At 58.9% G+C, this 26834-nt stretch carries 25 protein-coding genes and 1 other annotated feature; of the genes, 16 read left to right on the top strand and 9 right to left on the bottom strand.

The genetic code is table 11. The features are described 5' to 3' along the window. Window positions 1-15: 15 nt before the first annotated feature. Window positions 16-498 (top strand): 3-isopropylmalate dehydratase small subunit, encoded by a 483-nt coding sequence (gene leuD, locus WMO20_RS05390; protein ID WP_349186062.1) that lies wholly within the window; start codon window positions 16-18, stop codon window positions 496-498. A gap of 281 nt (window positions 499-779) precedes the next feature. Then, on the top strand, window positions 780-1853 hold the full coding sequence (leuB, locus tag WMO20_RS05385) for a 3-isopropylmalate dehydrogenase (RefSeq protein ID WP_308563044.1): 1074 nt from the start codon (window positions 780-782) through the stop codon (window positions 1851-1853). A gap of 232 nt (window positions 1854-2085) precedes the next feature. Here the strand turns inward: leuB and yfbR are convergent, their stop codons facing one another. Further along, window positions 2086-2673 (bottom strand): 5'-deoxynucleotidase, encoded by a 588-nt coding sequence (yfbR, locus tag WMO20_RS05380; protein ID WP_349186061.1) that lies wholly within the window; start codon window positions 2671-2673, stop codon window positions 2086-2088. 138 nt (window positions 2674-2811) lie between these two features. Between yfbR and WMO20_RS05375 the strand changes: the two genes are divergently transcribed. From WMO20_RS05375 to WMO20_RS05360, 4 genes are all read left to right on the top strand, one after another. Next, a complete protein-coding gene (locus WMO20_RS05375) occupies window positions 2812-5214 on the top strand; it encodes a YfhO family protein (RefSeq protein ID WP_349186060.1) in 2403 nt (800 codons plus the stop codon). Window positions 5215-5640: 426 nt separating this feature from the next. Continuing rightward, entirely contained in the window at window positions 5641-6741 is a 1101-nt protein-coding gene (locus WMO20_RS05370; protein WP_349186059.1) for an ABC transporter substrate-binding protein, read from the top strand. A gap of 305 nt (window positions 6742-7046) precedes the next feature. Continuing rightward, the gene (locus tag WMO20_RS05365; protein WP_118658701.1) at window positions 7047-7985 is read left to right on the top strand and encodes an ABC transporter permease; all 939 of its coding nucleotides are present in this window, start codon (window positions 7047-7049) and stop codon (window positions 7983-7985) included. Window positions 7986-7992: 7 nt separating this feature from the next. Continuing rightward, a complete protein-coding gene (locus tag WMO20_RS05360) occupies window positions 7993-8805 on the top strand; it encodes an ABC transporter ATP-binding protein (RefSeq protein WP_305146330.1) in 813 nt (270 codons plus the stop codon). A gap of 53 nt (window positions 8806-8858) precedes the next feature. Here the strand turns inward: WMO20_RS05360 and WMO20_RS05355 are convergent, their stop codons facing one another. Beyond that, window positions 8859-9518 carry a GntR family transcriptional regulator gene (locus WMO20_RS05355; RefSeq protein ID WP_117929601.1) on the bottom strand — a complete coding sequence of 220 codons (660 nt, stop codon included), beginning with the start codon at window positions 9516-9518 and terminating at the stop codon, window positions 8859-8861. 376 nt (window positions 9519-9894) lie between these two features. On the opposite strand from WMO20_RS05355, the gene WMO20_RS05350 reads away from it, so the two are divergent. Together WMO20_RS05350 and asnB are read left to right on the top strand one after the other, a co-directional pair. Further along, window positions 9895-10380, top strand: a complete 486-nt coding sequence (locus tag WMO20_RS05350; RefSeq protein ID WP_129872827.1) for a Fur family transcriptional regulator — start codon at window positions 9895-9897, stop codon at window positions 10378-10380. Window positions 10381-10393: 13 nt separating this feature from the next. Beyond that, window positions 10394-10656 (top strand) — a binding site (T-box leader). A gap of 62 nt (window positions 10657-10718) precedes the next feature. After that, window positions 10719-12305 (top strand): asparagine synthase B, encoded by a 1587-nt coding sequence (asnB, locus tag WMO20_RS05345; RefSeq protein WP_316544922.1) that lies wholly within the window; start codon window positions 10719-10721, stop codon window positions 12303-12305. Between the two features lie 265 nt (window positions 12306-12570). Here asnB and dusB read toward each other — a convergent pair whose 3' ends face one another. The 5 genes from dusB to WMO20_RS05320 all read right to left on the bottom strand — a co-directional run bounded on the left by dusB (window position 12571) and on the right by WMO20_RS05320 (window position 18253). Then, on the bottom strand, window positions 12571-13590 hold the full coding sequence (dusB, locus tag WMO20_RS05340) for a tRNA dihydrouridine synthase DusB (RefSeq protein ID WP_316539373.1): 1020 nt from the start codon (window positions 13588-13590) through the stop codon (window positions 12571-12573). A 410-nt stretch (window positions 13591-14000) separates the two neighbouring features. Further along, window positions 14001-15815 carry an arginine--tRNA ligase gene (argS, locus tag WMO20_RS05335; protein ID WP_349186058.1) on the bottom strand — a complete coding sequence of 605 codons (1815 nt, stop codon included), beginning with the start codon at window positions 15813-15815 and terminating at the stop codon, window positions 14001-14003. Between the two features lie 35 nt (window positions 15816-15850). Further along, complete coding sequence (locus tag WMO20_RS05330) at window positions 15851-16327, bottom strand: YwiB family protein (protein WP_236131825.1); 477 nt, start codon at window positions 16325-16327, stop codon at window positions 15851-15853. A gap of 14 nt (window positions 16328-16341) precedes the next feature. Further along, window positions 16342-17166 carry a glutamate racemase gene (gene murI, locus WMO20_RS05325; protein WP_055187013.1) on the bottom strand — a complete coding sequence of 275 codons (825 nt, stop codon included), beginning with the start codon at window positions 17164-17166 and terminating at the stop codon, window positions 16342-16344. Then, complete coding sequence (locus tag WMO20_RS05320) at window positions 17159-18253, bottom strand: D-alanine--D-alanine ligase family protein (RefSeq protein WP_349186057.1); 1095 nt, start codon at window positions 18251-18253, stop codon at window positions 17159-17161. The genes murI and WMO20_RS05320 overlap by 8 nt, the downstream gene beginning before the upstream one ends. Before the next feature lie 309 nt (window positions 18254-18562). Here WMO20_RS05320 and rpmG point away from each other — a divergent pair, with 309 nt between their 5' ends. The 7 genes from rpmG to rplL all read left to right on the top strand — a co-directional run bounded on the left by rpmG (window position 18563) and on the right by rplL (window position 22110). Continuing rightward, window positions 18563-18712, top strand: a complete 150-nt coding sequence (gene rpmG / locus WMO20_RS05315) for a 50S ribosomal protein L33 (RefSeq protein WP_005920501.1) — start codon at window positions 18563-18565, stop codon at window positions 18710-18712. Between the two features lie 17 nt (window positions 18713-18729). Then, window positions 18730-18981 (top strand): preprotein translocase subunit SecE, encoded by a 252-nt coding sequence (gene secE / locus WMO20_RS05310; protein WP_005920499.1) that lies wholly within the window; start codon window positions 18730-18732, stop codon window positions 18979-18981. Window positions 18982-19011: 30 nt separating this feature from the next. After that, the gene (nusG, locus tag WMO20_RS05305; RefSeq protein WP_270193166.1) at window positions 19012-19563 is read left to right on the top strand and encodes a transcription termination/antitermination protein NusG; all 552 of its coding nucleotides are present in this window, start codon (window positions 19012-19014) and stop codon (window positions 19561-19563) included. A 136-nt stretch (window positions 19564-19699) separates the two neighbouring features. Next, window positions 19700-20125 carry a 50S ribosomal protein L11 gene (gene rplK / locus WMO20_RS05300; RefSeq protein WP_005920496.1) on the top strand — a complete coding sequence of 142 codons (426 nt, stop codon included), beginning with the start codon at window positions 19700-19702 and terminating at the stop codon, window positions 20123-20125. 57 nt (window positions 20126-20182) lie between these two features. Then, window positions 20183-20875, top strand: a complete 693-nt coding sequence (gene rplA / locus WMO20_RS05295) for a 50S ribosomal protein L1 (protein WP_005920494.1) — start codon at window positions 20183-20185, stop codon at window positions 20873-20875. 274 nt (window positions 20876-21149) lie between these two features. Next, window positions 21150-21665, top strand: coding sequence for a 50S ribosomal protein L10 (gene rplJ, locus WMO20_RS05290; RefSeq protein WP_112090439.1), 516 nt, complete (start codon window positions 21150-21152; stop codon window positions 21663-21665). A 70-nt stretch (window positions 21666-21735) separates the two neighbouring features. Next, window positions 21736-22110 carry a 50S ribosomal protein L7/L12 gene (rplL, locus tag WMO20_RS05285; RefSeq protein ID WP_005920491.1) on the top strand — a complete coding sequence of 125 codons (375 nt, stop codon included), beginning with the start codon at window positions 21736-21738 and terminating at the stop codon, window positions 22108-22110. A gap of 232 nt (window positions 22111-22342) precedes the next feature. Here rplL and WMO20_RS05280 read toward each other — a convergent pair whose 3' ends face one another. Beyond that, window positions 22343-23212 carry a patatin-like phospholipase family protein gene (locus tag WMO20_RS05280; RefSeq protein ID WP_349186056.1) on the bottom strand — a complete coding sequence of 290 codons (870 nt, stop codon included), beginning with the start codon at window positions 23210-23212 and terminating at the stop codon, window positions 22343-22345. 365 nt (window positions 23213-23577) lie between these two features. On the opposite strand from WMO20_RS05280, the gene WMO20_RS05275 reads away from it, so the two are divergent. Continuing rightward, window positions 23578-24171, top strand: coding sequence for a xanthine phosphoribosyltransferase (locus WMO20_RS05275; protein ID WP_005920489.1), 594 nt, complete (start codon window positions 23578-23580; stop codon window positions 24169-24171). Between the two features lie 651 nt (window positions 24172-24822). On the opposite strand, the gene WMO20_RS05270 is transcribed toward WMO20_RS05275, so the two are convergent. Beyond that, window positions 24823-26706, bottom strand: coding sequence for a peptidoglycan D,D-transpeptidase FtsI family protein (locus WMO20_RS05270; protein ID WP_349186055.1), 1884 nt, complete (start codon window positions 26704-26706; stop codon window positions 24823-24825). Window positions 26707-26834 lie beyond the last annotated feature (128 nt).

Genomic DNA, 26834 nt, shown 5'->3' with positions numbered 1-26834 from the left:
GAAAGGAGCATGAGCATGAACGCAAGAGGTTCTGTTTTCAAATACCCGGATAACGTGGATACCGACGTCATCATTCCGGCGCGCCACCTGAACACGCAGGATGCCAAGGAACTTGCCAGCCACTGCATGGAGGATATCGACAAGGACTTTGTGAACCGGGTGCAGCCCGGTGATATCATGGTGGGCGGCTGGAACTTTGGCTGCGGCTCTTCCCGCGAGCACGCGCCCCTGTGCATCAAGACCGTCGGTATCGCGGTGGTCATTGCCAAAAGCTTTGCCCGCATCTTCTACCGCAACAGCATCAACATCGGCCTGCCCATCATGGAGTGCCCGGAGGCTGTGGACGCCATTGAAGCAGGGGACACCGTTCAGGTGGATTTTGACACCGGCGTCATCACCGACGAGACCAACGGCAAAGTGTTCCACGCCGAGCCCTTCCCGCCCTTTATCCAGAACATCATCTCCGCCGGTGGTCTGATGAAGGCCATCCAGAAATAACCCCATCCGTGAAAATGTGTTTGGAGCGACCCGCGTTTGCGCAGCAATGAAAGCCCCAGTGGGGCTTTTAAGCGGCAGAGCGGTCTGCGTTAGCAGATGGAAGGGCTTTCGCCCTGACAAGCTCCGCAGGCCGTGACAAACACGAAATATAAATAAAAATTCTGCTGATCATGCGCAGAGCAACGCGGAGCGCATTTTAAATCGTCCATCCCCCAAAGAGGACGTAAGGCTTTGAGAGAGTGGGGCTATCAGGGGCGTTTTGAGCATAGAAGGAGTACCTCATGGAAAAAAATATTGCTGTCATCTGGGGCGATTGCTCCAGCCCGGAGATCGTAAAACAGACCCTCCGGGTGTTGGATAAGGTGGCTGAAAAGTACGGCCACACCTTCCACTATACCGCTGCCGCCATGGGCGGCGAAGCCATTGATAAATACGGCGACCCGCTGCCCCAGCACGAGCTGGATAAGTGCCTTGCCGCCGACAGCGTGCTGCTGGGCGCGGTGGGTGGCCCCAAGTGGGAGGGTCTGCCCGGGGAGCAGCGGCCGGAAAAAGGTCTGCTGCGGCTGCGCGCCGGGATGGGACTGTACGCCAACAACCGCCCGGCGAAGATCTGGCCGCAGCTGGCACCTGCCAGCCCCCTGAAGCCCGAGATCGTGGCACAGGGCATTGATTTTATCATCGTGCGGGAACTGATCGGCGGCGTGTACTTCGGCAATCACGAGACCCACACGCTGGAAAACGGCGAAAAGCAGGCCGTGGATACCATGCCCTATGCAGAGCACGAGATCGAGCGCATTGGCCGCATCGGCTTCGAGACCGCCCGCAAGCGCCGCAAAAAGCTGTGCTGCGTGGACAAGGCCAACGTGCTGGACACCAGCCGTCTGTGGCGCACTGTGATGCACCGGCTGCAGGCCGAGTACCCGGACGTGGAGTACAGCGAGATGTTCGTGGACAACTGCGCCATGCAGATCGTGAAGAACCCCGCCCAGTTTGACGTCATCGTTACCGAGAATATGTTCGGCGATATCCTGTCGGACGAAGCTTCCATGATCACCGGCTCTATCGGCATGATCCCGTCCTCCAGCCTTGGTGACGGCACCCGGGGTCTGTACGAGCCCATCCACGGCTCTGCCCCGGACATTGCAGGCAAGGACATCGTAAACCCCACCGCCTGTATCCTTTCTGCCGCCATGATGCTGCGGTACTCCTTTGGCATGGCAGCAGAAGCCGATGCCATTGAGAACGCCGTGAGCCGTGTGCTGGACAAGGGTCTGCGCACTGCCGACAACATGAGCGACGGCTGCACCTGCCTTGGCTGCACTGCCATGGGCGATGCCATTCTGGCAGAGCTTTAAGCCGCAGCGCGGGACGATTTGAAATGCGCTCCGCTTTTTACGGGTTGCGGCACCCAGCATCCGCTTCGTGCCTTGGGCGGCACTCGCGTCTTGCTGGCCGCTGCCCCAACAACTCCTCCCTGTTTCCGCCACTGGCGGCGGTCGTCGTCGTTGCACTTTGCGCATAGATAGCGGAAAACATATTTTTATCAGAGCAATGCCGGACAGCCAACAGGCTGTCCGGCATTGCTTTTTACGGCTTCGTCAGCTCGTCCAGATTCTGGGTGTAGCAGGGCAGGCAGTGTTCCAGAAACCAGTCGGCTTCCGGGCAGTGCATGGCCTGCAGCGCAGTGCGCTGCTGCGTGAGTGCGGCGTCAAATTCGTGGTTGCCGCTGCGCTGCTCTTCGGTGCATTTGATCAGCGCGCTCAGCCGGTCGGCGGCTTTGAGCAGCCGGTGCTCCTCTGCCGTCAGGGCGCTGCCGTCCATGCAGGGGGTCAATTCTGCGGCCAGTTCTGCGGGCAGCAGGGCTGCCATGGAGCGCACGCTCTCGGTCTCCAGCGCCTTGTAGGCGTCCCGCAGCGCCGGGGAGTGGTACTTGACCGGCGTGGGCATATCCCCGGTAATGATCTCCGGTGCGTCGTGGTACAGCGCCGCCATCGCCACCACCTCGGGGCGGCAGGGCGTGCCGGTGTAGTGTTTGGCAATCAGGCACAGCAGGTGCGCCAGCAGCGCGGTGTCGCAGGTATGCTCGCTGAGGGATTCCGCCCGGGTGGAATGCATCAGGCTCCACCGGGTAATGTACTTCATGCGCGCCAGTAAGGCGCTGAAGGGATACAGCATAACAATACGCCTCCTTTTCTTCACCATACCCGCCGGGCGCTTGGTTGTCAAGCCCTTTTTTCTTGTACGCCGCCGTGCTATACTACAAGGTGTCATCAAATCCACTTCCGCGCCGGTGCGCGGAGAAAGAGGAACGCTATGGAAAAGTTTATAAAGCCACGGCTGCTCACACCAAGCGGGCAGAGCCATAAAAAATTCTGGCAGGCGGTGGGGCTGTGCGCCCTGACGGCGGCCATCTTCTTTTTACCCTTCTACCTCCTTGACGGTGGTTTTTTCCACTATGCCGGCGATTTCAACAGCCAGCAGATCAGCTTTTACCGGTATATGAACGGCTTCGTCAAGGGCGCGGGCTACCCGGACAGCGCCTTTGCCGGTGCGCCGCGCAATACCTTTTCGTGGGCGACTGACCTTGGCAGCGGGGTGATGAACGCCTACTCCTTCTACCTGTACGGCTCGCCGTTTTTCTGGCTGTCGGTGCTGCTGCCGCAAAGCTGGCTGCCCTATATGATGGTGCCGCTGCTGGTGCTCAAGTTCGGCGTGGCGGGTGGCGGCGCGTTCCTGTATCTGCGCCGCTACGTCAAAAATGAGAACTACGCGGTGCTGGGCGCCTGCCTGTACGCGCTTTCCGGCTTTGCGGTGTACAATGTGTTCTTCAACCACTTTGTGGATGTGGTGGCGCTGTTTCCATACCTGCTCTGGGCGCTGGACGAAGCCATTTATGAGGATCGTCACGGCCTGTTCGCCTTCTGGGTGGCGGTGAACCTGCTCAATAACTACTTCTTCTTTGTGGGACAGGTGCTCTTTTTGTGCATCTACTTTGTGTGCAAGCTTTCGGCGCGGGACTTCCGGCTGACCGGGCGCAAGTTCGGCCATCTGTTGTGGGAAAGCGTGCTGGGCGTAGCCATGGGCTGTCTGCTGCTGTTCCCGGCGGTGCTCAGTCTGCTGCAGAACCCGCGCACCATCGACCTTTCCTCCGGGTGGGGCTTCCTGACCTATTCCAAGGTGCAGCAGTATCTGGCCATCCTGCTCAGCTGGATCCTACCGCCGGACTCCCCTTATCTTACCTCGGTCTGGTCGGAGGGCGTCATCAAGTGGACGAGCATGACGGCCTATCTGCCGCTGTGCAGTCTGGCCGGTGCCATGGCCTACTGGCGCAGCCGGAAGGCAGACAGCAAAAAGCGCATCGTGGCGGTATGCGCCGTATGCGCACTGGTGCCGGTGCTGAACAGTGCCTTCTATGCTCTGAATTCCAGCTACTACGCCCGCTGGTATTATATGCCCACCCTCATCCTTGCCGCCATGACCGTGAACGCGCTGGAGGACCCGGACGTTGATCTGGATGCACCCGCCCGGGGCATCGGCTGGATCATGCTGGCTACGCTTGTTTTTGCGGTGGTGCCCGTGCGGGACGATACCACCGAGACATGGTCGCTGGGCGTGCTGAAAAACCCGGGACAGTTCTTTGTCGTGCTGGGCTTCGGTCTGCTGGGGCTTATGCTGTACCGCGTTCTTTGCAGCAAGTGGCGGCAGGACAGCCGCTTTGCCCAGCGCATGACGGCGGCAGTGCTGGTGTTTGCCTGCGCATTCACCATGGTGCACATCGGCATTGGCAAGTTCGGGCAGTGGTACACCGACAGCGACCTTGTGGAGCAGGACACCAACGCTCTGCTGCTGAAAAACGACCTGCCGGAGGGCGACTACCGGATAGACACCTACAAGATCCACGACAACATCGGGATGTGGCTGGATAAAAGCTGCCTGCAATACTTCGGCAGCACGGCTGCCCCCAGCATCCTCAGTTTCTACCCGGCGCTGGGGGTCAAGCGGGATGTGCGCAGCGAGCCGGAGATCGCAAACTACGCGTTGCGCGGCCTTTTGAGCGTGGAGTACCTCATCACCACTCCGGAAAAGCGCGAGAACTTTGAGGACGAAGCAGACGCAGGCTGGACCTACCTTGCCGATGTGGACGGCTACGCGCTGTACCACAACGACAACTATGTGCCCATGGGCTTTACCTACGACTACTATGTGACCAAAGCTACCTACGAAGCTTCGGTCAAGACCCTGCGCTCCAACCTGCTGATGCGGGCGCTGGTGCTGGAGGAAGAGGATGTGGCGCAGTACGGCCAGTACCTGACCGAGCTGCCGGACGCCATGCTGGATGACCTGCACTACGACAGCTACACGCAGGACTGCGCCGACCGCCGCGCCCACAGCTGCTCGGTGTTCCAGATGAATAATGCCGGTTTCCATGCCGAGATCACGCTGGACAAGGCAAACCTCGTCTTTTTCTCCGTGCCCTACGACGACGGCTTTACCGCCTACGTCAACGGCGAAAAGGCCGATATCCTTCAGGTGGACGAGGGACTGATGGCGGTGCTCTGCCCGGCGGGTGCAAGCAGCATCGACTTTGTGTATCAGGCCGCCGGGCTTTCCGCCAGCCGGGTGGTCACCGCCGTGGCAATTCCGGTGTGGGTGGTGTACGTTGCCTGCTTTGTGCGCCGCAAGCGCCGCAGCACCGGCACCCCGGCAGAAGAATGACTTTGACCGGGCAGAAAAATAAAAATTTTAAATTTCCTCTTGACTTTACGAAGATAAAGTGTATAATGCAATCAAACCGATGAGGCGGAAGAGAACCTGCACAGCGCATCTGCAGTGAGCCCGGACAGTGCAAACGGGCGAAAGCGGGGCAGAGATTCGTGGGCCGCCGAGGGCCGGGCAAACGGGCAGAAGCCCTAGTAGCTTTGGACGGAAGTCTCCGTTATAGGACAGGGGAGTGTTGGCTCTCCGTGAGTGGCTCTGCTGTATTGGATGCAGAGCAAGCAAGGTGGCACCGCAGAATCGTAATTTACCGATCCTGTCCTTGTGGATAACACACAGGGACAGGGTCGTTTTGTTTTAAGACCCGTCCCGCAAAGGGAGCGGGTCTTTTGATTTGCCGCCCGCTCCGGGAAAGGAGTTACCACTATGAAAAACCTGAACATGATCTCCCGCCGCAGCTTCCTGAAGGCCGCTCTGGCCGCTTCTGCTGTTTCTGCTATGGCACTGACCGGCTGCGGCAGCGCTGCTTCCGGCACCGTCTCCAGTGCAGCGGTCTCCTCCTCCGCAGCGGCTTCCGGCAGCGCCGCTGCCACTGGCGAGACCTTCAAGGTGGGCATCGTCAACTATGTGGACCACGCTTCCCTCAACCAGATCGTAGAATCTGTGGAGAGCCGTCTGGACGCCATCGGCAAGGAGAAGGGTGTCACCTTTGACTACGCCGATTACTATGCCAACGCACAGGCCGACCAGTCCAACCTGAACCAGATCGGCGCAGACCTTGTGGCTGACGGCGTAGACGTGATCGTAGCCGTGGCCACCCCTACCGCCGCTACTATGCTGGCCGCTGTGGAGGACACCGACATCCCGGTGGTCTACTCCGCTGTGACCGATCCCGCCGCCGCAGGCTTTGACGGTGAGGAGAATATCACCGGCACCTCCGATGCCCTGAACACCGACGCCATCATGAACCTGATCGTGGCGGCAAACCCCGGCATCGACACCATCGGTCTGCTGTACGACCTGAGTCAGGATTCCTCCACCCAGGCCATTGCGGACGCCAAGGCCTTCTGCGAGAAGAACGGCATCAAGGTGGTGGAAAAGAACGGCACCACCACCGCCGAGGTGCAGATGGCTGCCGAAGCACTGGTCGCCGCTGGGGTCAAGGCCGTGTTCACCCCCACCGACAACACCATCATGACCGCCGAGCTTTCCATCTATGAGAGCTTCATCGAGGCCGGTGTGCAGCACTACACCGGTGCCGACAGCTTTGCGCTGAACGGCGCAATGGTGGGCTACGGCGTGGACTACGTCCAGCTGGGCGAAGCCACCGCCGATATGGTCAGCCAGCTGCTGTGCGACGGCAAGACCCCCGCAGACCTGCCCTACCAGACCTTTGATAACGGCATCGTCACCATCAACACCGAGACCGCCGAAGCGCTGGGTCTGGATCTGGCTGCCCTGAAGGAAGCCTTCAAGCCCTACTGCACCGAGATCTGCGAGGTGACCACCGCCGAGAACTTCTCCTGAACGCCCCGCTCTGTCAAAGCCTGACGGCTTTTCCGGCTCTCCCGCAAGGGAGAGCTTTTGGCAGTTCTGGGGAAAAGGTTCTGCTGCGCAAGGGCAGCATCCTCGCCCTCTCCGTCACCTGCGGTGACACCTCTCCCAAAGGGAGAGGCCTTGGCAAAGAGATGAACTTTGCGTGGACTGCCAAGGGCTCCCACTTTGGGGGAGCTGGCAAATCCGTAGGATTTGACTGAGAGGGCGAGCCCGTTTACCTTTACGACCCCTCCCGTGAAAAGGGGATTCAAAAAAACATAAAAGGAGCATACACCATGCTGGCGAGTATTTTTTCCCTCAACGTTTTGCAGACAGCGCTGGAGCTGGGCTGCATCTACGGACTGGTGGCGTTGGCACTGTTTCTGAGCTACTCCATCCTGAATATTGCCGACCTTTCCACCGACGGCTGCTTTACGCTGGGCTGCGCCGTGGCCTGTCAGGTGGCGCTGACCGGTCACCCCATCCTTGCACTGGCGGCAGCCATGGCTGCGGGGGTGTGCTCCGGCTTTGTCACCGCCTTTTTGCAGACAAGGCTCGGGGTGGAAAGCATTATGGCCGGTATCATTGTCAACACCGGCCTATACACCATCAATCTGGCAGTGATGGGCTTTTCCTCCACCATGTCACTGGTCAAGACCCCTACCATCTTCTCCATGGCAAAAACTTCGCTGGGCTTTCTGGGCAGCTGGTACAAGCTGGCGCTGGCGGCAGTCATTATCGCTATCGCCTGCGCGGCGATGCTGGGCTTTCTGGGCACGCGGCTGGGTCTTTCCATCCGTGCTACCGGCGATAACGCCGCCATGGTGCGGGCTTCCAGCATCAACCCTGCCTTTACCATCACGGTGGGTCTGTGCGTGTCCGGTGCGCTGTGTGCGCTGTCCGGCGGGCTGCTGGCACAGTACCAGAAAAGCTGCGATATCAATGTGGGCACCGGTATGGTGACCATTGCACTGGCTTCCCTCATCATCGGCGAGACGCTGGTGGGCAAGCGCACCATGCTGCGCCGCATCCTTGGCGTGGTGTTCGGCAGCTGTTTGTACCGCTTTATCGTGGCCGTGGCGCTGCGGTTCAACGTGCCCGCTGCCGCCATGAAGCTGGTATCTGCCATCATTGTGGCAGTGGCCATCTCCATGCCCGCTATCCGGGAGCACTTTGCCTTTGAAAAGCGCCGTCACGCCGCACGCCGCACCGTGACCAACAGGGAGGGACAGTAAAATGGAAATGCTGCAGCTGAACGACCTGCACAAGACCTTTAACCCGGGCACCGTCAACGAAAAGGTGGCGCTTGCCGGAGTGAGCCTGCAGATGGAAGCCGGAGATTTTGCCACTATTGTGGGCTCCAACGGCGCGGGCAAATCCACCCTGTTCAATGCCATCACCGGCGGCTTTATCGCCGACGAGGGCAGCATTCTGCTGGGCGGGCAGGACATCACCTTTGCGCCGGAGCACCAGCGCAGCAAGGTCATCGGGCATCTGTTCCAAGACCCGCTCAAGGGTACCGCCCCCAACATGACCATTGAGGAAAATCTGGCGCTGGCCTACCTGCGGGCGGGCACTGCGCCCAACGCCATCTTCTCCCGCATTTCCCGCAAGGACAAGGCGCTTTTCCGCGAAAAGCTTGCTTTGCTGGACATGGGGCTGGAGGACCGCATGAAGCAGCCGGTGGGGCTGCTCTCCGGCGGTCAGCGGCAGGCGCTTACCCTGCTCATGGCTACCCTTGTCACCCCCAAGCTGCTGCTGCTGGACGAGCACACCGCTGCGCTGGACCCTGCCACTGCCGAAAAGGTGCTGGCGCTGACCAAGAGCATCGTAGCCGAGAAAAAGATCACCTGCCTGATGGTGACCCACAATATGCATCAGGCGCTGGAGCTGGGCAACCGCACCCTGATGATGGACGCCGGGCGCATCGTATTTGACGTAAAGGGCGCAGCACGCAGCAAGATGACCGTGGACGATTTGCTGGAAAAGTTCCGCGAGAACGCGGGCAAAAACCTTGATAACGACCGCATCCTGCTGAGCAAGGTGGAGAAATAAGAAAAGGTCTGCTGCATCATACCGGTGCAGCAGACCTTTTTACTTTTATTTCTTTACCACAGGCGAATGACCTTGATGACGCCCTCGGCCTTATCGCGGGCCAGCTCCAGATGGTGCTGCAGCGCCATGGCTGCACCGTCCCAGTCCTCGGACAGGGCGGCATCCAGGATCTGCAGATGCTCCTCACAGGTCTGCTCCTGATTGATCATGCTCACCTTGCCGGTCATGATGCGGAAACGGGTGTTCAGACCGGTGATGCGGTCGTAGGCAGAGCGCAGATACTTGTTGGGCAGGGTGCTCATCAGCAGCTCATGGAAGTCATCGTCCGACTCGCAGAAGTCCTCGATGCGCTCGCTGTGGTGCATCAGTTCGGCATAGGCTTCCAGCTGCTCGCGGGGGATGGCATTGCCGTAAGTACGCAGAGCGTAGGGCTCCACCAGCAGACGCATTTCAAACATACTGTGCACGTCCTCTTCGGTGATGCCGGAGACCATCAGCCCCTTTTTGGGCAGAATGGTGATCAGCCCCTCCTGCTCCAGACGCCCCAGCGCATCCCGCATGGGGGTGCGGCTGATGTTGCCCATCTCGGCGCAGAGCTTCTGCTCATTCAAAAACTCGTTGGGGCGGTATTCGCAGTTCAGGATCTTGGTTTTGAGGTACTGGTACGCCTGCAGCTTCAGGCTAAGCTTTGCCTGTGCGTCCTGCTCTTTCATAAGCACATTCTCCTATTCTTCTTTGTCTTCTTCTCCAAAAACGTTCCAAAACGTCCGAACCGGCAGCGCAAACCCACCGCTGCCAGTTCGCTTCTTCTTCATGTTCAGCCAGCTTGTATCCCGGCTGCAATCCAACCACTTTATCTAGTATATTATTTCACATTAGGGCGTTTTTTACAAGACTTTTCGCTTAACTTTGGCGTGTTTTCCGTTTTATACAAAGATTACGCCCCGGTTTTGCTACTTTTTACAATGTTTTTTGTGCTTGTCGCCAAACAGACCGACTTTTTGCCCTCTTCTTTTGCATCCAAGCGCAAACTGTGCTACAATAGAGCTGAAAAACAACACATCTACACCGGAAAGGACCGTATCTCTCATGGCACGAAGCGATGGCTATAACACCCGCACCCGGCAGCTCATCTTGGATTACCTCATCAACAACCGCCAGCACGCAGTAAGCGCCTCCAACATTCTGGAGCATCTGGAGGAGCAGGGCGCAAGCCCCAATCCCACCACCGTGTACCGCTATCTGGATAAGCTTGCGGGCGAGCAGCGCATTATGAAATATGTAGCTGACAAGGGCGAACGGGCAGTGTTCCAGTATGTGGACGAGGGTCGCCACTGCCGGGAGCACCTGCACCTCAAGTGCGTGCAGTGCGGACGCATCTATCATCTGGACTGCCATTTTATGGACGAGGTGCGCGCCCACCTGATGGCAGAGCATGGCTTTACCCTGCAATGCGAGGGCAGCGTGCTGTACGGGCTGTGCCGTCATTGCGCGCAGAACGCGGCACCGTCCGCAGCAGAAGAACAGCCTGCAAAAAAATGCGCCTGCTGTGTTGACACAGACAAAAACCCGTGATACAATGCAGACAATAAAAGCGTTGACCGGGAAAAGTAAGGTTTCACCCTTTTCTTACAGAGAGTGCGGGATGCTGGAAACCGCGCAGAAAACGAGACCCGAAGAACACCCGTGAGCCGCTCCCTGAACCTGCGTGTGCAGCAGTAGGGGCAGACGTGCGCCGCTCGTTATCGCGGCAGTGCTTTCAACGGGGAGAGCGCACAAAAGTGACCGGCGTATTGCGTATGCCGGTAATTTAGGTGGCACCACGGATACGGCAGCATATTCGTCCTAGGACTATGGGATGAATGTGCTGCCGTATTTTTATTTTTATCGTTTTTACAAGAGGGGTAAGAAGTATGTGTTGTGTTATGGGTTATACGGGGCATGATTTGCCCGCCGAAAAATTCAAAGAGTATCTGCTGCGCACCGTGGACCGCGGGCCGGACGACCAGCGGGTGGTGGAGGGTCCCTACGGCCTGATGGGCTTTGGGCGGCTTGCCATCATGGGACTGACCCCGGAGGGGATGCAGCCCTTTTACCGGGGCGCTGACTGCGTGGTGTGCAACGGCGAGCTGTACGGCTTCCGGTTCGAAAAGGAGATCTTAAAGCGCCGGGGCTACAAGTTCTGCTCCGACTGCGACTGCGAGATCCTGCTGCCGCTGTACTACGAGTACGGGCTGGATATGTTCCGCCACATGGACGCGGAGTTTGCGCTGATCCTGTACGATTCCCGCAAGGACCGGCTCATTGCCGCCCGCGACCCCATCGGCATCCGTCCGCTGTTCTACGGCTACTCCAAGTCCAGCCACAAGATCGCCTTCTCCTCCGAGATGCGCAACCTCATCGGCTGGTGCGATGACATCCGTCCCTTCCCCATCGGCAGCTACTACTGCGACGGCCGCTTTGTACGCTACGAGGACATTGCCGATGTGCCCGCCCCCATGCAGGACGATATGCCCACCATCCTGCAGAACATCCGCGAGAAGCTGATCGCCGGTGTGGAAAAGCGGCTGGATGCCGATGCACCCGTGGGCTTTCTGCTTTCCGGCGGGCTCGACTCCTCCTTGGTGTGCTCCATTGCCGCCAAGAAGCTGGGTAAGCCCATCCGCACCTTTGCCATCGGCATGGACACCGATGCCATCGACCTGAAATACGCCCGCCAGACTGCGGACTATCTGGGCAGCGAGCACCACGAGATCATCATCAACCGTGAGATGGTGCTCAGCAGCTTGGAGGAGGTCATCCGGCTGCTGGGTACATGGGATATCACCACCATCCGCGCCAGCATGGGAATGTACCTGCTGTGCAAGGCCATCCATGAGCAGACCGATGTGCGTGTGCTGCTGACCGGCGAGATCTCGGACGAGCTGTTTGGCTACAAATACACCGACTACGCCCCCACCGCCGATGCCTTCCAGCAGGAGAGCCAGAAGCGCATCCGTGAGCTGTATATGTACGATGTGCTGCGGGCAGACCGCTGCATCTCCTCCAACAGCATCGAGGCGCGCGTGCCCTTTGGCGACTTGGATTTTGTGCGCTACGTCATGGCCATCGACCCGGAAAAGAAGCTGAACCGCTACGGCAAGGGCAAGTACCTGCTGCGCAAAGCCTTTGAGGGCGACTGGCTGCCGCCGGAGATCCTGTGGCGCGAAAAGGCCGCTTTCTCGGACGCTGTAGGCCACAGCATGGTGGACGACATCAAGGAGTATGCCGAGAGCCTGTACACCGACGAGGAGTTCCAGATGCGCCGGGCAAACTACTCGGCACATTGTATGCCCTTTACCAAGGAGAGCTTGTTCTACCGCGAAATTTTTGAAAAGTACTACCACGACCAGAGCCGCACCATCGTGGGCTTCTGGATGCCCAACAAGGCATGGCCGGGCTGCAACGTCAACGACCCCTCTGCCCGCGTGCTGGCAAACTATGGTGCTTCCGGCGTGTAACGCCAGACCGTTTTATACAGCGGAAGGAATATTCTATCTTTTGTAAACCGGGAAGATCTGCGGATTTTTCCGGTTTCCTTTTTCGCGAGAGGGTTCAGCCTGCTGAGAGCAACAAAAATCTGCCCCGCAGCGCGACTGTTTCCGCAGGAAACGAGCGCGGCAACTGCCGTTTGCCATCACGACTCCTCCCGTGAAAATGGAATACCGGAGCGTCCGCAGACGCTCCGGTATTCCGGAACTATAAATCGTTGTTCAGCCTGTGGGCTTACGGGAACGGCACTTCCCGCACATCATCGGGGTCCAGCCCGGCCTTGCGCTGTTCTTCAAATACGGCGGCGATCAGCTCGTCCAAGTCCTCCAAGTGGGTCAGGGTGCAGCAGTAGCGGCGCAGGGCGGCTGCGCCCTTCAGCCCCTTCATGTAGTGCATGGTCTGGGCGCGTGCCTGCGGCATGGCCACAAACTCGCCCTTCTGCTCCACCATCTCCTCCACCTGACGGCGCAGCGCGTTCATCCGTGCCTGCAGGTTCGGCTCCTTGGGGGCGGGCAGGCCCTCCAGCGCGGCGTTCACCCGCTCAAAAAGCCACGGGTCGCCCAGTGCGCCCCGGGCGATCATCACGCCGTCGCAGTTTGTCTGGCGCACCATGCGCAGCGCGTCCTCGGCGCAGTGGATATCGCCGTTGCCCAGCACCGGCACTTTTACCGCATCCTTTACCCGGGCGATGATCTCCGGGTCGATGCCCGGGGTGTACATCTGCTCCCGGGTGCGGGCGTGCACCGCCACCAGCGCCGCGCCCGCCTGCTCGCAGGCTTTGGCGCATTCCACGGCGGTGATGTGGTCGGCATCCCAACCCTTGCGCATTTTTACGGTGACCGGGCGCTTAGTGTGCGCTACCACCTGCTCCACGATGCGCCCGCAGCGGTCGGGGTCCAGCATCAGCTTGCTGCCCGCCCCGCCGGAAACGATCTTGGGGGCAGGGCAGCCCATGTTGATGTCCACAAAGTCAAATTCGTACTGCTCGATGGCGGCGGTGGCTTCGCCCATGATCTCCGGCACCTCGCCAAAGATCTGCACCCCGTAGGGTGCGCCGTTAGGCTCTGCCTTCAGCAGGCTGACGGTCTTGTGGTCGCCGTACACCAGCGCCCGGCTGGACACCATCTCGCTGACCGTAAAGCCCGCGCCGTGCTGTGCCATCAGGCGGCGGCAGGGGGCGTCCGTAAAGCCCGCCATAGGGCCGAACACCGCCCGGTGGGGCAGGGTGATATTGCCGATCTTCAAAGGTTCCATGGGTTCTCCTTGTATCTGTTTTGGGGTAGACGATTTTGAATGCGCTCCGCGTTGCTTTGCGCATTTTCACGGGAGGGGTCGTGACGGAAAGCGGCAGCTGAAGCGCCGCTTTCTGCGAAAGCGCGGCGCTGTGGTCAGCGTCCTCGCCCTCTCCGTCACCTGCGGTGACACCTCTCCCAAAGGGAGAGGCCTTGGCAAAGAGATGAACTTTATGTGGACTGCCAAGGGCTCCCACTTTGGGGGAGCTGGCATCGCGCAGCGATGACTGAGAGGGCGAGCCCGCTAAAATAAAGGCATCTGCAACAAAAAGCAGACTTGTACCGAAATTCAGCGGCGGCTGCTTTCCTGCCATATACCGTAAAAAGGGGCTGCTGCACATTGTTTGGTGCAACAGCCCCTGTGGTTTTATGTTACATCTTCTCAGGCACGTTGATCTTGAACATGGTGAGCACGTTGAAGATGGCGTTCTTCACGCCGATGCACAGGGCCAGACGTGCCTGCTGCACGGCGGGGTCTGCGCCCTGAATGCGGCAGTTGCCGTAGAAGCGGTGGAAGGCGCTTGCAAGGTCGATGACAAAGCGGTTGATGCGGCTGGGGTCGTACTTCTCGGCAGCCATCACGATCTCCTGCGGAAAGGCAGCCAGCATACGGATCAGATCCATCTCGGAAGGTTCGGTGAGCAGGGTGGCGTCGATGTTCTCCGCACCGGCAAACTGCACGCCCTCGCTCTCCATCTTCTTCAGGATGGAGCAGATGCGGGCGTGGGCGTACTGCACATAGTACACCGGGTTGTCGTTGTCGGTCTTGACGGCCTGATCCAGATCAAAGTCGATGCCGCTGCCGGCGTCGTGCATATTGAACAGGAAGCGTGCGCTGTCGATGGGCACCTCTTCCAGCAGGTCGGTCAGGGTGATGGCATTGCCGGTGCGCTTGGACATACGGACAGGCTGTCCGTCCCGCATCAGGTTGACCATCTGCATCAGCACAACATCCAGATCCTCGCCGTGCAGGCCGATGGCGTCCATCGCGCCCTTCATGCGTGCCACATGGCCGTGGTGGTCTGCGCCCCACACATCGATGGCCTTGGCAAAGCCGCGGGTTGCCAGCTTATTATAGTGGTAGGCGATATCGGCGGCAAAGTAAGTGGGGATGCCGTTGGCACGGACGAGCACCTCGTCCTTGGCTTCTTCCTCGGTGCCGTCTTCGGTCTTTTTCTTATTCACGGTGCCATACTTGGCAGCGTACTGGGCGCTGCGGTACATAATGGCACCGTCCTCGGCCTTGTAGCAGGCACCCAGTTCCAGCAGTTTGTCCACCACAGCCAGCACTGCGCCGGACTCGTGCAGGGTGCTCTCGTGGAACCAGACATCGTAATCAATGCGGTACTTGCCGAGGTCACGCTTCAGGGCAGCGATGTTCTTGGGCAGGGCGTAGGCCACCAATGCGTCCTTCAAAGCGGCAAAGGCCTCGCTCTCAAACAGAGCTTCCTCGTCCATACCCTTGCAGGCGGCAACGTACTTGTCACCGTTCAGCTGGGCAAACTCACCGGCCAGCACCTTGATGTCGCCGCCCTGATAGCACTCCTTGGGCAGGGGATGGGCATCCTCGCCGCAGAACTGCTGCAGGTAGCGCACAGCCAGACTTTTGCCGAACTTCTGAATCTGGTTACCGGCATCGTTGATATAAAACTCGCGGGTCACATCGTAGCCGGACCAGTCCAGCACAGCGGCCAGACAGTCGCCCAGTGCGCCGCCGCGGGCGTTGCCCATGTGCATGGGGCCGGTGGGGTTGGCAGAAACGAACTCCACGTTGTACTTTGCGCCCTTGCCGTGGTCGGTGCGGCCATACTCCTTGTTGGCGCAGGCACCCAGCACCACGCCTGCCCAGAAGCTCTGGGCTAGGAACAGGTTGATGAAGCCGGGACCGGCAACCTCCACTTTGGAGAACACGCTGTTCTCGATGGAGGGCAAATGTGCCAGCAGGGCATCTGCGATCATCTTGGGTGCCTTGCGCCAGGTGCGTGCACCCGCCATGGCGAGGTTAGAGGCGATGTCGCCGTTCTTCACGTCGGCGGGGATCTCCACGATAAAAGCGGGCAGCTCTGCCTCGGGCAGGGTGCCGTCTGCCATAGCAGCCTTGGCGGCTGCGGTCAGCAGAGCGCGTGCCTCGTCCAGTGCAGCCTGCCGGGGGTTGTAGTTCTGGTAGGTCTTTTCAAAATCAGTCATGGGTCGGATTCCTTTCACAGTCTCAGGGAACTTCATCAATTCACATGGGTCACGGTAACTTCCAGACGGTTGCGGCTTACCAGCTCGGCGCTGTCGGCATCCAGCAGGTAGGCAAACCGGGCGGTGCCGCCCTTTTCGGTCAGCTGACAGTCGATCTCGTCCGCGGTCACGCCCAAGGTCATGGAGCCGAAGCCGGTCTCGTAGTGGCACAGGTTGCGGCGGCCTTTTTCGATCAGCAGCTGGGTGCCGGCTCCGCCGCCCTTGCCGAACCGCAGCATCGCTACCCGACTGCCGTCTGCGGCGATCTTCAGGGTAGTGGTGCAGCCCTCGTAGCCGGTGGTCTCGGTCTCGCGGTAGGTCACATAGTAGCTGCCGCCCTTCAGCACAAAGCTGCCCCGGGTCATCAGCTCTACAAATTCTTCTTTTTCTTCCTCCGCAGCCGGTTCGTCCAGCCGCTGCTCAATGCGGCTTTTGATGCGGATGATATAGTCTTCCTTCAGTGGCTTGCTCACGTTGTTTTTCCTTATCAATATTTATCAATGGCGATCTGCTCCACCGGGCCGCCCTTGTACTCGCCCAGAAACAGGTCTGCCGTCTGCACGAAGCTGTCCGGCACATCGCTGACGTAAAAGTGCGCCTGCCCGTTCTCGTGGCTGGCGCGCAGTCCGCGCTCGGCAAGCATCCGCTCCAGATGATGGGCGGCGGTCATGGCGGGGTCCACCAGCGTGACGCCCGGGCCCATAAACTCCCCGATCATGCTTTTCAGCAGCGGGTAGTGGGTGCAGCCCAAAATCAGGGTATCCACCCCGGCTTCGCGCACCTCGGTCAGGTACTGGGCAATGACCAGCTTTGTGATCTGCTGCTTTCCGGCTTCGCTGTGATCCACATACCCGGCCTCCACCAGCGGTACGAACAGCGGGCAGGGGCGGGCGGTGATCTCCACCCCGGGCACCAGCTGCCGCAGCAGCTTTTCGTAGCTGCGGGAGCGGATGGTGGCGGCTGTGCCAATGACGCCGATGCGGCGGTTGCGGGTGACAAAGGCTGCTTCCCGGGCGGCGGCATCCACTACGCCAAGATAGGGCACCGGCAGCTGCGCTGCTTCCGCAGCCGGGTAGGTGCTGCTCACCGTACCGCAGGCCGCCATGATGCACTTGACGTTTTTGGAAAGCAGAAAGGCCACGTCCTGCCGGGCGTACTGCAGAATGGTCTCCGGGCTGCGGCTGCCGTAGGGCACCCGGCCGGTATCGCCGAAGTAGATGATATCCTCATGGGGCAGGCGCTTGCGCAGCTCCCGCACGCCGGTCAGGCCACCCAGACCGCTGTCGAACACACCGATGGGGCGATTATCCATGCTGCTTTTCCGTCCTTTCCACCGCCAGTGCGATCAGGCGGTCGATGAGCTGCGGCACCGGCAGACCCTCGTGCTCCATGAGCTTGGGGTACATACTGATGGCGGTAAAGCCGGGGAAGGTGTTGATCTCGTTGATGAGCACCCGGCCGGTGTTCTTTTCCACAAAGAAATCGCACCGTGCCAGACCTTCGCAGTTCAGTGCGGTGTAGGCCATGGCGGCGTAGGTCTTTACCTCGTCCAGCTTGGCTTCCGGCAGATGTGCCGGGATGACGGTCTGGCTCACGCCGTTCTTGTACTTATCATCATAGGTGTAGAACTCTGCACCGGCAAGGATCTCACCGGGGCGGGTGGCAACAGCGGGATCAGAGCCGATGACGGCGCACTCCACTTCCTGTCCGTCCACAAAGGCTTCAAATACCACCTTGCGGTCGTTTTCCAGCGCAAGGGCGATGGCAGCCTTCAGCTCCTCCTGACTGGACACCTTGGAGATGCCCACACTGGAGCCTGCGTTGGCGGGCTTGACGAATACCGGCCAGCCCAGCTTTTCTTCAACGCCGGCGCACACGCCCTCCAGATCCTTCTCGATCTCCCAGCAGTTGGCAGCCACCCACTTGGTGTGGGGCACACCGTTGGCTTCAAACAGGGCGTTGGCCACAGCCTTGTCCATGCACACGGAGCTTGCCAGCACGCCGCAGCCCACATAGGCGATGCCTGCCAGCTCCAGCAGACCCTGCACGGTGCCGTCCTCGCCCCACAGGCCGTGGAGCACCGGGATCACCACGTCAAGGTGCATCTTTTCCACCCGGCCGTCCGGGGTGAACAGGATCATGCCGTGGTCGGCGCGGTCCGGGCTGATCACGCAGGGCATATTGCCGGGCAGCTCTTCCCAGCTGCCGTCGGCCATCTGCTCCGCCGTGGCCTCGGTGTAGAGCCAGCGGCCCTCCTTGGTGATGCCCACGGTGAGCACCTCGTATTTGCTGCGGTCGATGTTGCGGACAAAGTTGCCCACAGAGACACAGCTGACCTCATGTTCGCTGGACATACCGCCAAACAGCAGAGCCACGCACATTTTATTTGCAGACTGCATGATATCTCACTCCTATTTATAAAGCCCCGGTAAAGGGGCGGCTTCAAACCGGTAAAATGCCGTTTCGATTCATTATACAATATCTACGCCCGCGATGCAAGCAGAATGCAAAAAAGCTGCCTTGGGACAAAAAGACAGCGGCTGCGAAAAAAGTTTCTCAAAATCGCTTTTTTCTGCTTGACGGATTGAAAAACGCGTGGTACAATGATATCACCTCTTTTGCGGGGTTATTAAGTGCGCCTGTTTTTACAGCTGCCACCCGCACCCGAGGGAGGTTCAAAACAACCGTTATAATGGAGGTGTCAACAAATGACCGTTAAAATCACTCTGGCCTGCACCGAGTGCAAGCAGCGCAACTACAACACCACGAAGAACAAGAAGAACAACCCCGATCGTCTCGAGATGAAGAAGTATTGCCGTTTCTGCAAGAAGCACACCGTTCATCGCGAAACCAAGTAAAAGAAAGGCGGAGCATAATGGCAGACAAAACCGAGAAAAAGCCGGGCTTTGTGGCCAAAGCTAAAGCCGCTGTGAAGGGCTTCTGCGCACGGGTCGCAAAGTTCTTCCGCGATACCAAGAGCGAGCTGAAGAAGGTGGTCTGGCCGTCCAAGCAGGACGTCAAGACCAACACCATCGTCGTGCTCGTGACCGTCGCTATTGCAGCGGTTGTGATGATCCTGCTGGATGCCATCTTCGGTGGTATTCTGGGCCTGATCATCGGCGCCTGAGAATCATCTTGAAACGGAGGGTCAACCAAAATGGAAGAATCAACCAAGCTGGTAGATGAGTCCACTGAGGCTCTTTGGTATGTTGTGCATACCTATTCCGGTTACGAGAACAAGGTCGCCAACGACCTGCAGACCATGGTGGAGAACCGCCACCTGCAGGAGCTGATCTGCGACATCAAGGTTCCCGTCGAGATGGTTCCTGAGATCGACAAGAACGGTAAGCAGAAGATGGTGGAGCACAAGCTGTTCCCCGGCTACGTTCTGGTCAAAATGGTGATGAACGACGATACCTGGTATGTCGTGCGCAATACGCGCGGCTGCACCGGCTTCGTTGGCCCCGCCTCCAAGCCCGTTCCGCTGACCGCTGAGGAAGTGGAGAAGATGGGCGTGGAGAAGGCTGCACCGCTCAGCGTCGATTTTGCTGTCGGCGATACCGTGCAGATCACCGCCGGTCCTCTGGAAGGCTTTATGGGCCTTGTGGAAGAGATCGACACCGAGAGCTTCAAGGTAAAGCTCAAGGTCAATATGTTCGGCCGCGAGACCCCCGCAGAGGTGGAGATCGGTCAGGTCGAGCTGCCGTAACCAACCGGCAAGTTCCGTTTACCAAGGTAAGACCGCAGTGCGGTTCTTATAGAGCGTGTGCAGCGTGCACGCGCTCGTGGGAGGCGCAGAGACACTGCGCCGCAACTCACCACAGATTTTTGGAGGTGCATTTATCATGGCACAGAAAGTTACTGGCTACATTAAGCTGCAGATCGAGGCCGGCAAGGCGACTCCGGCTCCCCCTGTTGGCCCTGCTCTGGGTCAGAAGGGCGTCAACATCATGGCGTTCACCAAGGAGTTCAACGAGCGTACCAAGAACCAGATGGGTTATGTGATCCCCGTCGTCATCACCGTGTACGCTGACCGCTCCTTCAGCTTCATCACCAAGACTCCTCCGGCAGCTGTTCTGATCAAGAAGGCCGCTGGCATCAACACCGCTTCCGGCAAGCCCAACAAGGAAAAGGTTGCTTCTCTGACCGCCGCTCAGGTGGAGGAGATCGCCAAGACCAAGATGCCCGACCTGAACGCTGCTTCTCTGGAAGCTGCCTGCAGCATGGTTCGCGGCACCTGCCGTTCCATGGGCGTCACCGTCGAGGGCTGAGACATAAACAGTGGGAGGGCATAACACTGCCCGCATGACCACACAGGAGGATATACAATGAAACATGGCAAGCACTATGTCGACGCTGCAAAGCTGGTCGATTCTACTAAGGCATATGATGTGAACGAGGCTCTGGAGCTGGCTTGCAAGACCGCTTCCGCCAAGTTCGACGAGACCGTCGAGCTGCACGTCCGTCTGGGCGTTGATGGCCGTCACGCTGACCAGCAGGTCCGCGGCGCTGTCGTTCTGCCCAACGGCACCGGCAAGACCGTCCGCGTCTGCGCCATTGCTAAGGGCCCCGCAGCTGCTGCTGCCGAGGCTGCTGGCGCTGATATCGTTGGCGATGACGAGCTGATCGCAAAGATCGCCGGCGGCTTCATGGATTTTGACGTCGTCGTGACCACCCCCGATATGATGGGCCGCGTTGGTCGTCTGGGTAAGGTTCTGGGCCCCCGCGGCCTGATGCCCAACCCCAAGGCCGGCACTGTGGCTCCCGATCTGGGCAAGGCTGTCAGCGAGGCTAAGGCTGGTAAGATCGAGTACCGTCTGGACAAGCAGAACATCATCCATGTGCCCGTGGGCAAGGCTTCTTTCGGTGCAGAGAAGCTGTACACCAACCTGGACACTGTGATGGAGGCTATTGCCAAGGCAAAGCCCGCTGCAGCAAAGGGTACCTACTTCAAGAGCGCTACCATCGCCACCACCATGGGCCCTGGCATCCGTCTGAACACCCTGAAGTACGGTGTCTAATTTGAATTTCTGATGTTTTTCTGCCGTTCTGCGGAATGGCAGAAAAATTTTGTCGGAAATTGAAAAAAGTACTTGACAACGCCGCACGTTTGCGGTATTATAACCATGCTGTTTTTAAGACAGCAGGCGCTGGAGTCCAGTGTAAAGTTTGACCGCCTGCCGAGAAACGTGCGTAAAGTTGCTTTATGCCTCTCTCTCGGCGCAGTGCGCGGGAGAGAGGCTTTTTTCATTGCTCCGGCTTTCGATACAAGTTTTTGAAACGAGGTGAAACCGAATGCCCAGTGCAAAGATTCTTTCTGAAAAGCAGGCTTACGTCGCTGATCTGAAGGCAAAGTTTGAGAGTGCGGTTTCCGGCTGCGTCGTCGCTTACGGCGGCATTAACGTCGAGAACGACACCAAGCTCCGTAAGGAGCTGCGTGAGGCAGGCGTTGATTACATGGTCGTGAAGAACACCATGCTGCGTCTGGCAGTTAAGGGTACCGCTCTGGAGGGTCTGGCTGAGAACTTCAAGGGCGACACCGCTGTCGCTTTTGCTCACGAAGAGGATCCCATGGCTGCTGCCCGCATCCTGTGCAAGTATCAGGATGGCGATAAGTCCAAGAAGTTCGTCGTGAAGGCTGGCTTCATGGAAGGCAAGGCTATGAACGCCGCCGAGACCAACGCCATCGCAAAGCTGCCCAACCGCGAAGGTATGCTGTCCATGTTTGCAGGCGCCCTCACCAGCACCCTGTCTGGTCTGGCCGTTGCAATGCAGGCTTATGCCGACAAGCAGGAGGAGCCCGCTGCCTAATGGCTGCGTGACCGCCGCTTAACAAAAAACTGAAACAAACTAAAACCATTGATATTGGAGGGTTATTACCATGGCTTCTGAGAAGATTACTGCCATCATCGAGTCCGTCAAGGGCCTGACCGTTCTGGAGCTGAAGGAACTGATCGACACCTACTGCGAGGAGTTCGGTGTTTCTGCTGTTGCTGCTGCTGCTCCTGCTGCTGCTGGCGCTGCTGCTGCCGCTGAGGAAGAGAAGACCGAGTTCGACGTCATCCTGGCTGAGGCTGGCGCTACCAAGATGCAGGTCATCAAGGTTGTTAAGGAGATCACCGGTCTGGGCCTGAAGGAGGCTAAGGCTATCGTTGATGGCGCTCCCAAGGCTGTCAAGGAGAAGGTCTCCCAGGCTGAGGCTGACGACATCAAGAAGAAGCTGGAAGAGGCTGGCGCTAAGGTTGAGGTTAAGTAATTTAACCCCTTCTCTTACCGTTCTTTCTTGAACATCAAGAGGTCTGCACCGCAAGGTGCAGGCCTCTTTTTTATCCCGTGAAAATGCAATCCCGGAAAGTCCGCAGACTTTCCGGGATCGCTCAATAAAAATATTTTTCCGCTGAATATGCCCAAAGCAAAGCGGAGGACATTCCCGATCGTTCTCTTATCAAAAAAGGCTGCCGCACAAACCTGTGCAGCAGCCTTTCGTGTTATTCTTCCGGTGCAGCCTTGCACTCTTCCACATAGGCTGCAATCTTGTCGATCTGGATCTGTGCCACGGCACGGCCGGTCTCGTAAACGCGGCGCAGCTGGGCGGGGTCGCGCTCCATAGAGGGAATCTCCAGCGGGATGGGCGGGCGGATGACGAAGGCCCGGCCGGACTGCTCCAGCATGGAAATATAGGCCAGCGTCTCATTGTAGCGCTGGTGCCGGTCTGCCACGGCCTCCACAAAAGGGGGATAGCGCACATACCTTGCCCGGATAAGGGGCAGCATCTTGTTTTTCTGCTTTACAAAACCCTTGGGCTGGGTCAGGATGATCAGATTGCGCTTGTAGCCGATGGACTCGAAAAAGCGCACAGGAATGGAATCTGCCACACCGCCGTCCAACAGCTGATAGTGGCCGATCTTTACGATCTTTGCCGCCAGCGGCATGGATGCCGAAGCCTGCATCCACCGGATGTCCTCGGCGTCGCCGGTGCGGCACTTGTGGTAGATGGGCTCGCCGGTACGCACATCGGTGCACACCACAAAAAAGTCCATGGGGTTCTCCCGGAAAGCCTTGGTATCAAAGGGGTCCAGCTTTTCCGGCACGGTATGGTAGCAAAACTGCTCGCTGTACAGGTTGCCGGTGCGCAGCAGATTGCCAAAGCCGGCGTAGCGCTTGTCATTGCAGTATTCCGTGTTGTAGCGGATGGTGCGCCCGATCTGGTGCGACTTGTAGTTGCAGCCGAACACTGCCCCCGCCGACACACCAATGGCACCGTCCAACTGGATGGTATGCTCCATCAGCACATCCAGTACGCCAGCGGTGAACATTCCGCGCATAGCGCCGCCTTCCAGCACAAGTCCTGTTTTCATACCATTTTCCTCCTCGTCCGGTCAAAAATCCCGAATATTACCCTTCTCCTACAAGAATAGTATACTCGAAAACCGCGAAAGAACAAGGGAGGATAAGCCAAAAATGACCTGACAACCTCGCGAAGTTTCGGTATTTTTGGACAAGGTCATACTTTTAGAAAAAACGAAGAGGTTTGGTGCCGTATTTTTACGAATTTTGGCAAGAAAACCCCTTGTCAAAGCGGGATGCTTCCGGTATACTAGGTGAAACATTATATGATGGGCGCGTGTGGCGCGCGCCCGGGAATGGAAAACAGGCGGGCGCTTTTCGCGGCGGGCGAGCCGGAGACAGAAAACGCACCTGCAAGGGTTGGAGGATATACTTTATGAAGATGCTGGAAGATCGTATCCGCAAGGACGGCATTGTGCGCGAAGGCAACGTGCTCAAGGTGGACAGCTTTATCAACCACCAGATGGACATCCCGCTGTTCCGCGAGATGGCACGGGAGTGGAAGCGCCTGTTTGCGGGCAAGCCCATCAACAAGGTGCTCACCATCGAAGCCAGCGGCATCGGCATTGCGGCTGTGGTGGCCAGCGAGCTGAACGTGCCGGTGGTGTTTGCAAAAAAATCCATGAGCATCAATCTGGACTACGATAATTACAAGACTCAGATCCAGTCCTTCACCCACAAAAAGATCTACAACGTCATCGTCTCTAAAAAGTTCCTCACCCCGGAGGATCATGTGCTGATCATCGACGATTTTCTGGCCAACGGCTGCGCCCTGATGGGTCTGCTGGAACTGGCCGAGGAAGCCGGTGCCACCGTAGAGGGCATCGGCATCGCCGTGGAAAAGGGCTTCCAGCAGGGCGGCGAGCTGATCCGCAGCAAGGGCATCCAGTTGGAAAGCCTTGCCATCGTGGACGCCATGGACAGCACCACCGGCGAGATCACCTTCCGCCCCCAGCCGAACCAGAACTAAAAATCATTATACATTTCAGCGTAACGGAATGTCTGCGGACGTTCCGTTATTTTTTTGCGGCTGAATAGCAGCATTTGCAGCGGCGCTGCGGGTAAAGGTATCTGCTTGCCGCAAGCGTGCAAAGACGCTCCGCTGGGCCAGAGGCAGGGAGGGGTGTTCCGAGTCCCCCCTCCCTACCTCTGGACTACACCCACCCTGCAACGCAACAACTGCGACCGCCGCCAGCGGCGGAAACAGGGAGCAGTTGTTGGGGCAGCGGCCAGCAAGACGCGAGTGCCGCCCAAGGCACGAAGCGGATGCTAGGTGCCGCAACCCGTCGCCAAGGGCTGCTCGCCCTTGACAATCCTAAAACAGAAGTCGAAGCACAAAAAAGCTAGCGCTGCGCCAGTCGGCGCTAGCGCTTTAACGCTTTTTTCGCTTCTCCATTTATAGCCCCTCAGTCGCTGCGCGACAGCTCCCCCGAGGGGGAGCAAGCGCTCGCCCGCAGCGCCGCGCTTTCGCAGAAAGCGGTGCTGCAACTACCGTTTCCCGCCACGCCCCCTCCCGTGAAAAGGCAATTCTGGAAAATCCGCAGATTTTCCAGAATTGCAAATTAAAAATCATTCTTCCGCTGTTTATGCGCAAAGCGAACGCGGCGCGCATTCCAAATCATCACGCTCCGTCAAAGCTGTCCCCATCGGCGGGCAGGGCAGCGGCTTGCGCGTCTGCGCTGCCGGTGTCCGCTGCCCGGGGGACGCCCTTGTACACCAGCGTCTGCTCCAGCACTTCGGCGCAGACCGGTGCTGAAAGACTGCCGCCGGCGGTGGTCCAGCTGTGTGGCTCATCCAGACAGACCAGACACAAAAACTGCGGATCATCAATGGGCGCTACCGCCACAAAGCTGGCGATGCGGGCTTTCTCGTCGGCGCTGTCCAGCTTCTGGCTGGTGCCGCTTTTGCCGCCCACCCGGTAGCCCGCGATCTGTGCGTTGCGTCCGCCGCCGTACAGCACCACCGCCTCCATCATCTCCCGCATGGCGGCGGAGGTGGCGGGCTGGATCACCTGCCGCTTGCACACCGGGGCATTGTGCTGCAAAACGCTGCCGTCCGGCGCAAGGATGTCCGATACCAGATACGGCTGCATCAGACGCCCGCCGTTTACCACCGCGCAGACGGCAGCAGCCATTTCCAGATAGGAAATTTTGCTGCTCTGCCCGAAGGCACAGGACGCCAGCTCTACCGGCCCCATGCGGTCGGCGATGTAGTACAGGCTCTTTTTCGGCTCGGCGGGCAGGTCGATGCCGGTGGGCTCCCGTAGGCCGAAAGCGGCAAAATAATCGCAGAAAGCCTGCTTGCCCAGCCGCGCCCCGATCTGGATGAAGCTCTGATTGCAGGAGTTTTCCAGCGCCTGTGTCACGGTCTGGCTGCCGTGGCGTTTGTGGTTGGCGCAGTGGAACCGCGTGCCTGCCACCGAGATGGAGTCTCCGCAGTAAAAGGTGGAGTGCCGGGTGATGGCACCGGCATCCAGCGCTGCCGCACAGGTGATGAGTTTGAACACACTGCCCGGCTCGTATAAGTCGCTTACCGCCTTGTTGCGCCACTGGGTCTGCTGTGCCAGCTGCAGGGCGGCGGCGCGCTCTTTACCGGAAAGAGCGTCCACGGTGGCGCGCGCGGCCTTGTCGGCGATCACCCGGGGCTGGTTGGGGTCGTAGGCCGGGGTGGTGGCCATGGCCAGCACTGCCCCGGTGTTTACATCCATCACGATGCCCACGCTGCGGGCAGCTACATGGTGCTCCTGCACCGCATAATTCAACGCATTTTCAAGGTAATGTTGAATATTTGCATCGATGGTCAGCCGCAGCCCGCTGCCCTCCACGGGCGTAAGTTCCGTCTCGTAGCTCTGCGCCAGCGTGTAGCCCCAAGCATTCACCGCAGTCAGCACCACCCCATTCTGCCCGGTAAGGGTGTCGTTATATTTCAGCTCCAGCCCGCTGACCCCGGCGTTGTCCACATTGGTAAACCCCAGCACCGAGGCCAGCAGCTCCCCCTGCGGGTACCAGCGCTTGGAATCCTGATTGATGCGCACGCCGGTAATGCCGTTCGCCGCGCAGAAATCCCGCACTGCATCGGCGGTTTCCCGCTCCACCCGGTAACGCAAAAGGCGGTCGTTGGAGCGCCGGTCGCTGAACTTTTCCAGCAGTTTTGTTTCGTCCAATTCCAGTATCTCCGCAAGCCCTTTGGCGGCAAGGGCAAGCTTCTCCTCCGGCATCTCCCGGGGGCTGGCGCGCAGGGTCCAGCAGCTGCTGTTGGCAGCAAGCAGCGCACCATCGGCGCTGTATATTTTGCCCCGGTCAGCGGGCACAACGGTGTCCCGCAGCTGCTGTCCCAGCGCCCGCTGGGTGTACCAGTCGCCGGTGCATAATTGCAGCCAGAACAGTCGCCCGATGAGCCCTGCAAAGCAGACGGCGCACAGCCCCACCGCAATGAGCCGCGCCCGCAGACGGAACGCCCGCTCCGGTAAAGTGCGCAGGGCGTCCGTGGGTTTTGAGCCGCGCATGGCAGCACCCCCTTTGCGGGCAGTTTATGCGCCCGGCAGCAGCGTGTATGACTAACCGCCCCCGCACCCGCGTACAATAACATAAAACGGAGGTGACCGGGATTGCACAGAACTGCTGCCCGCAAAGG

Source organism: Faecalibacterium intestinale, from assembly GCF_040096575.1.
Lineage (GTDB): Bacteria > Bacillota > Clostridia > Oscillospirales > Ruminococcaceae > Faecalibacterium > Faecalibacterium intestinale.
Note: the sequence above shows the minus strand (reverse complement) of the source record. Positions and strands in the feature narration are given on the sequence as shown.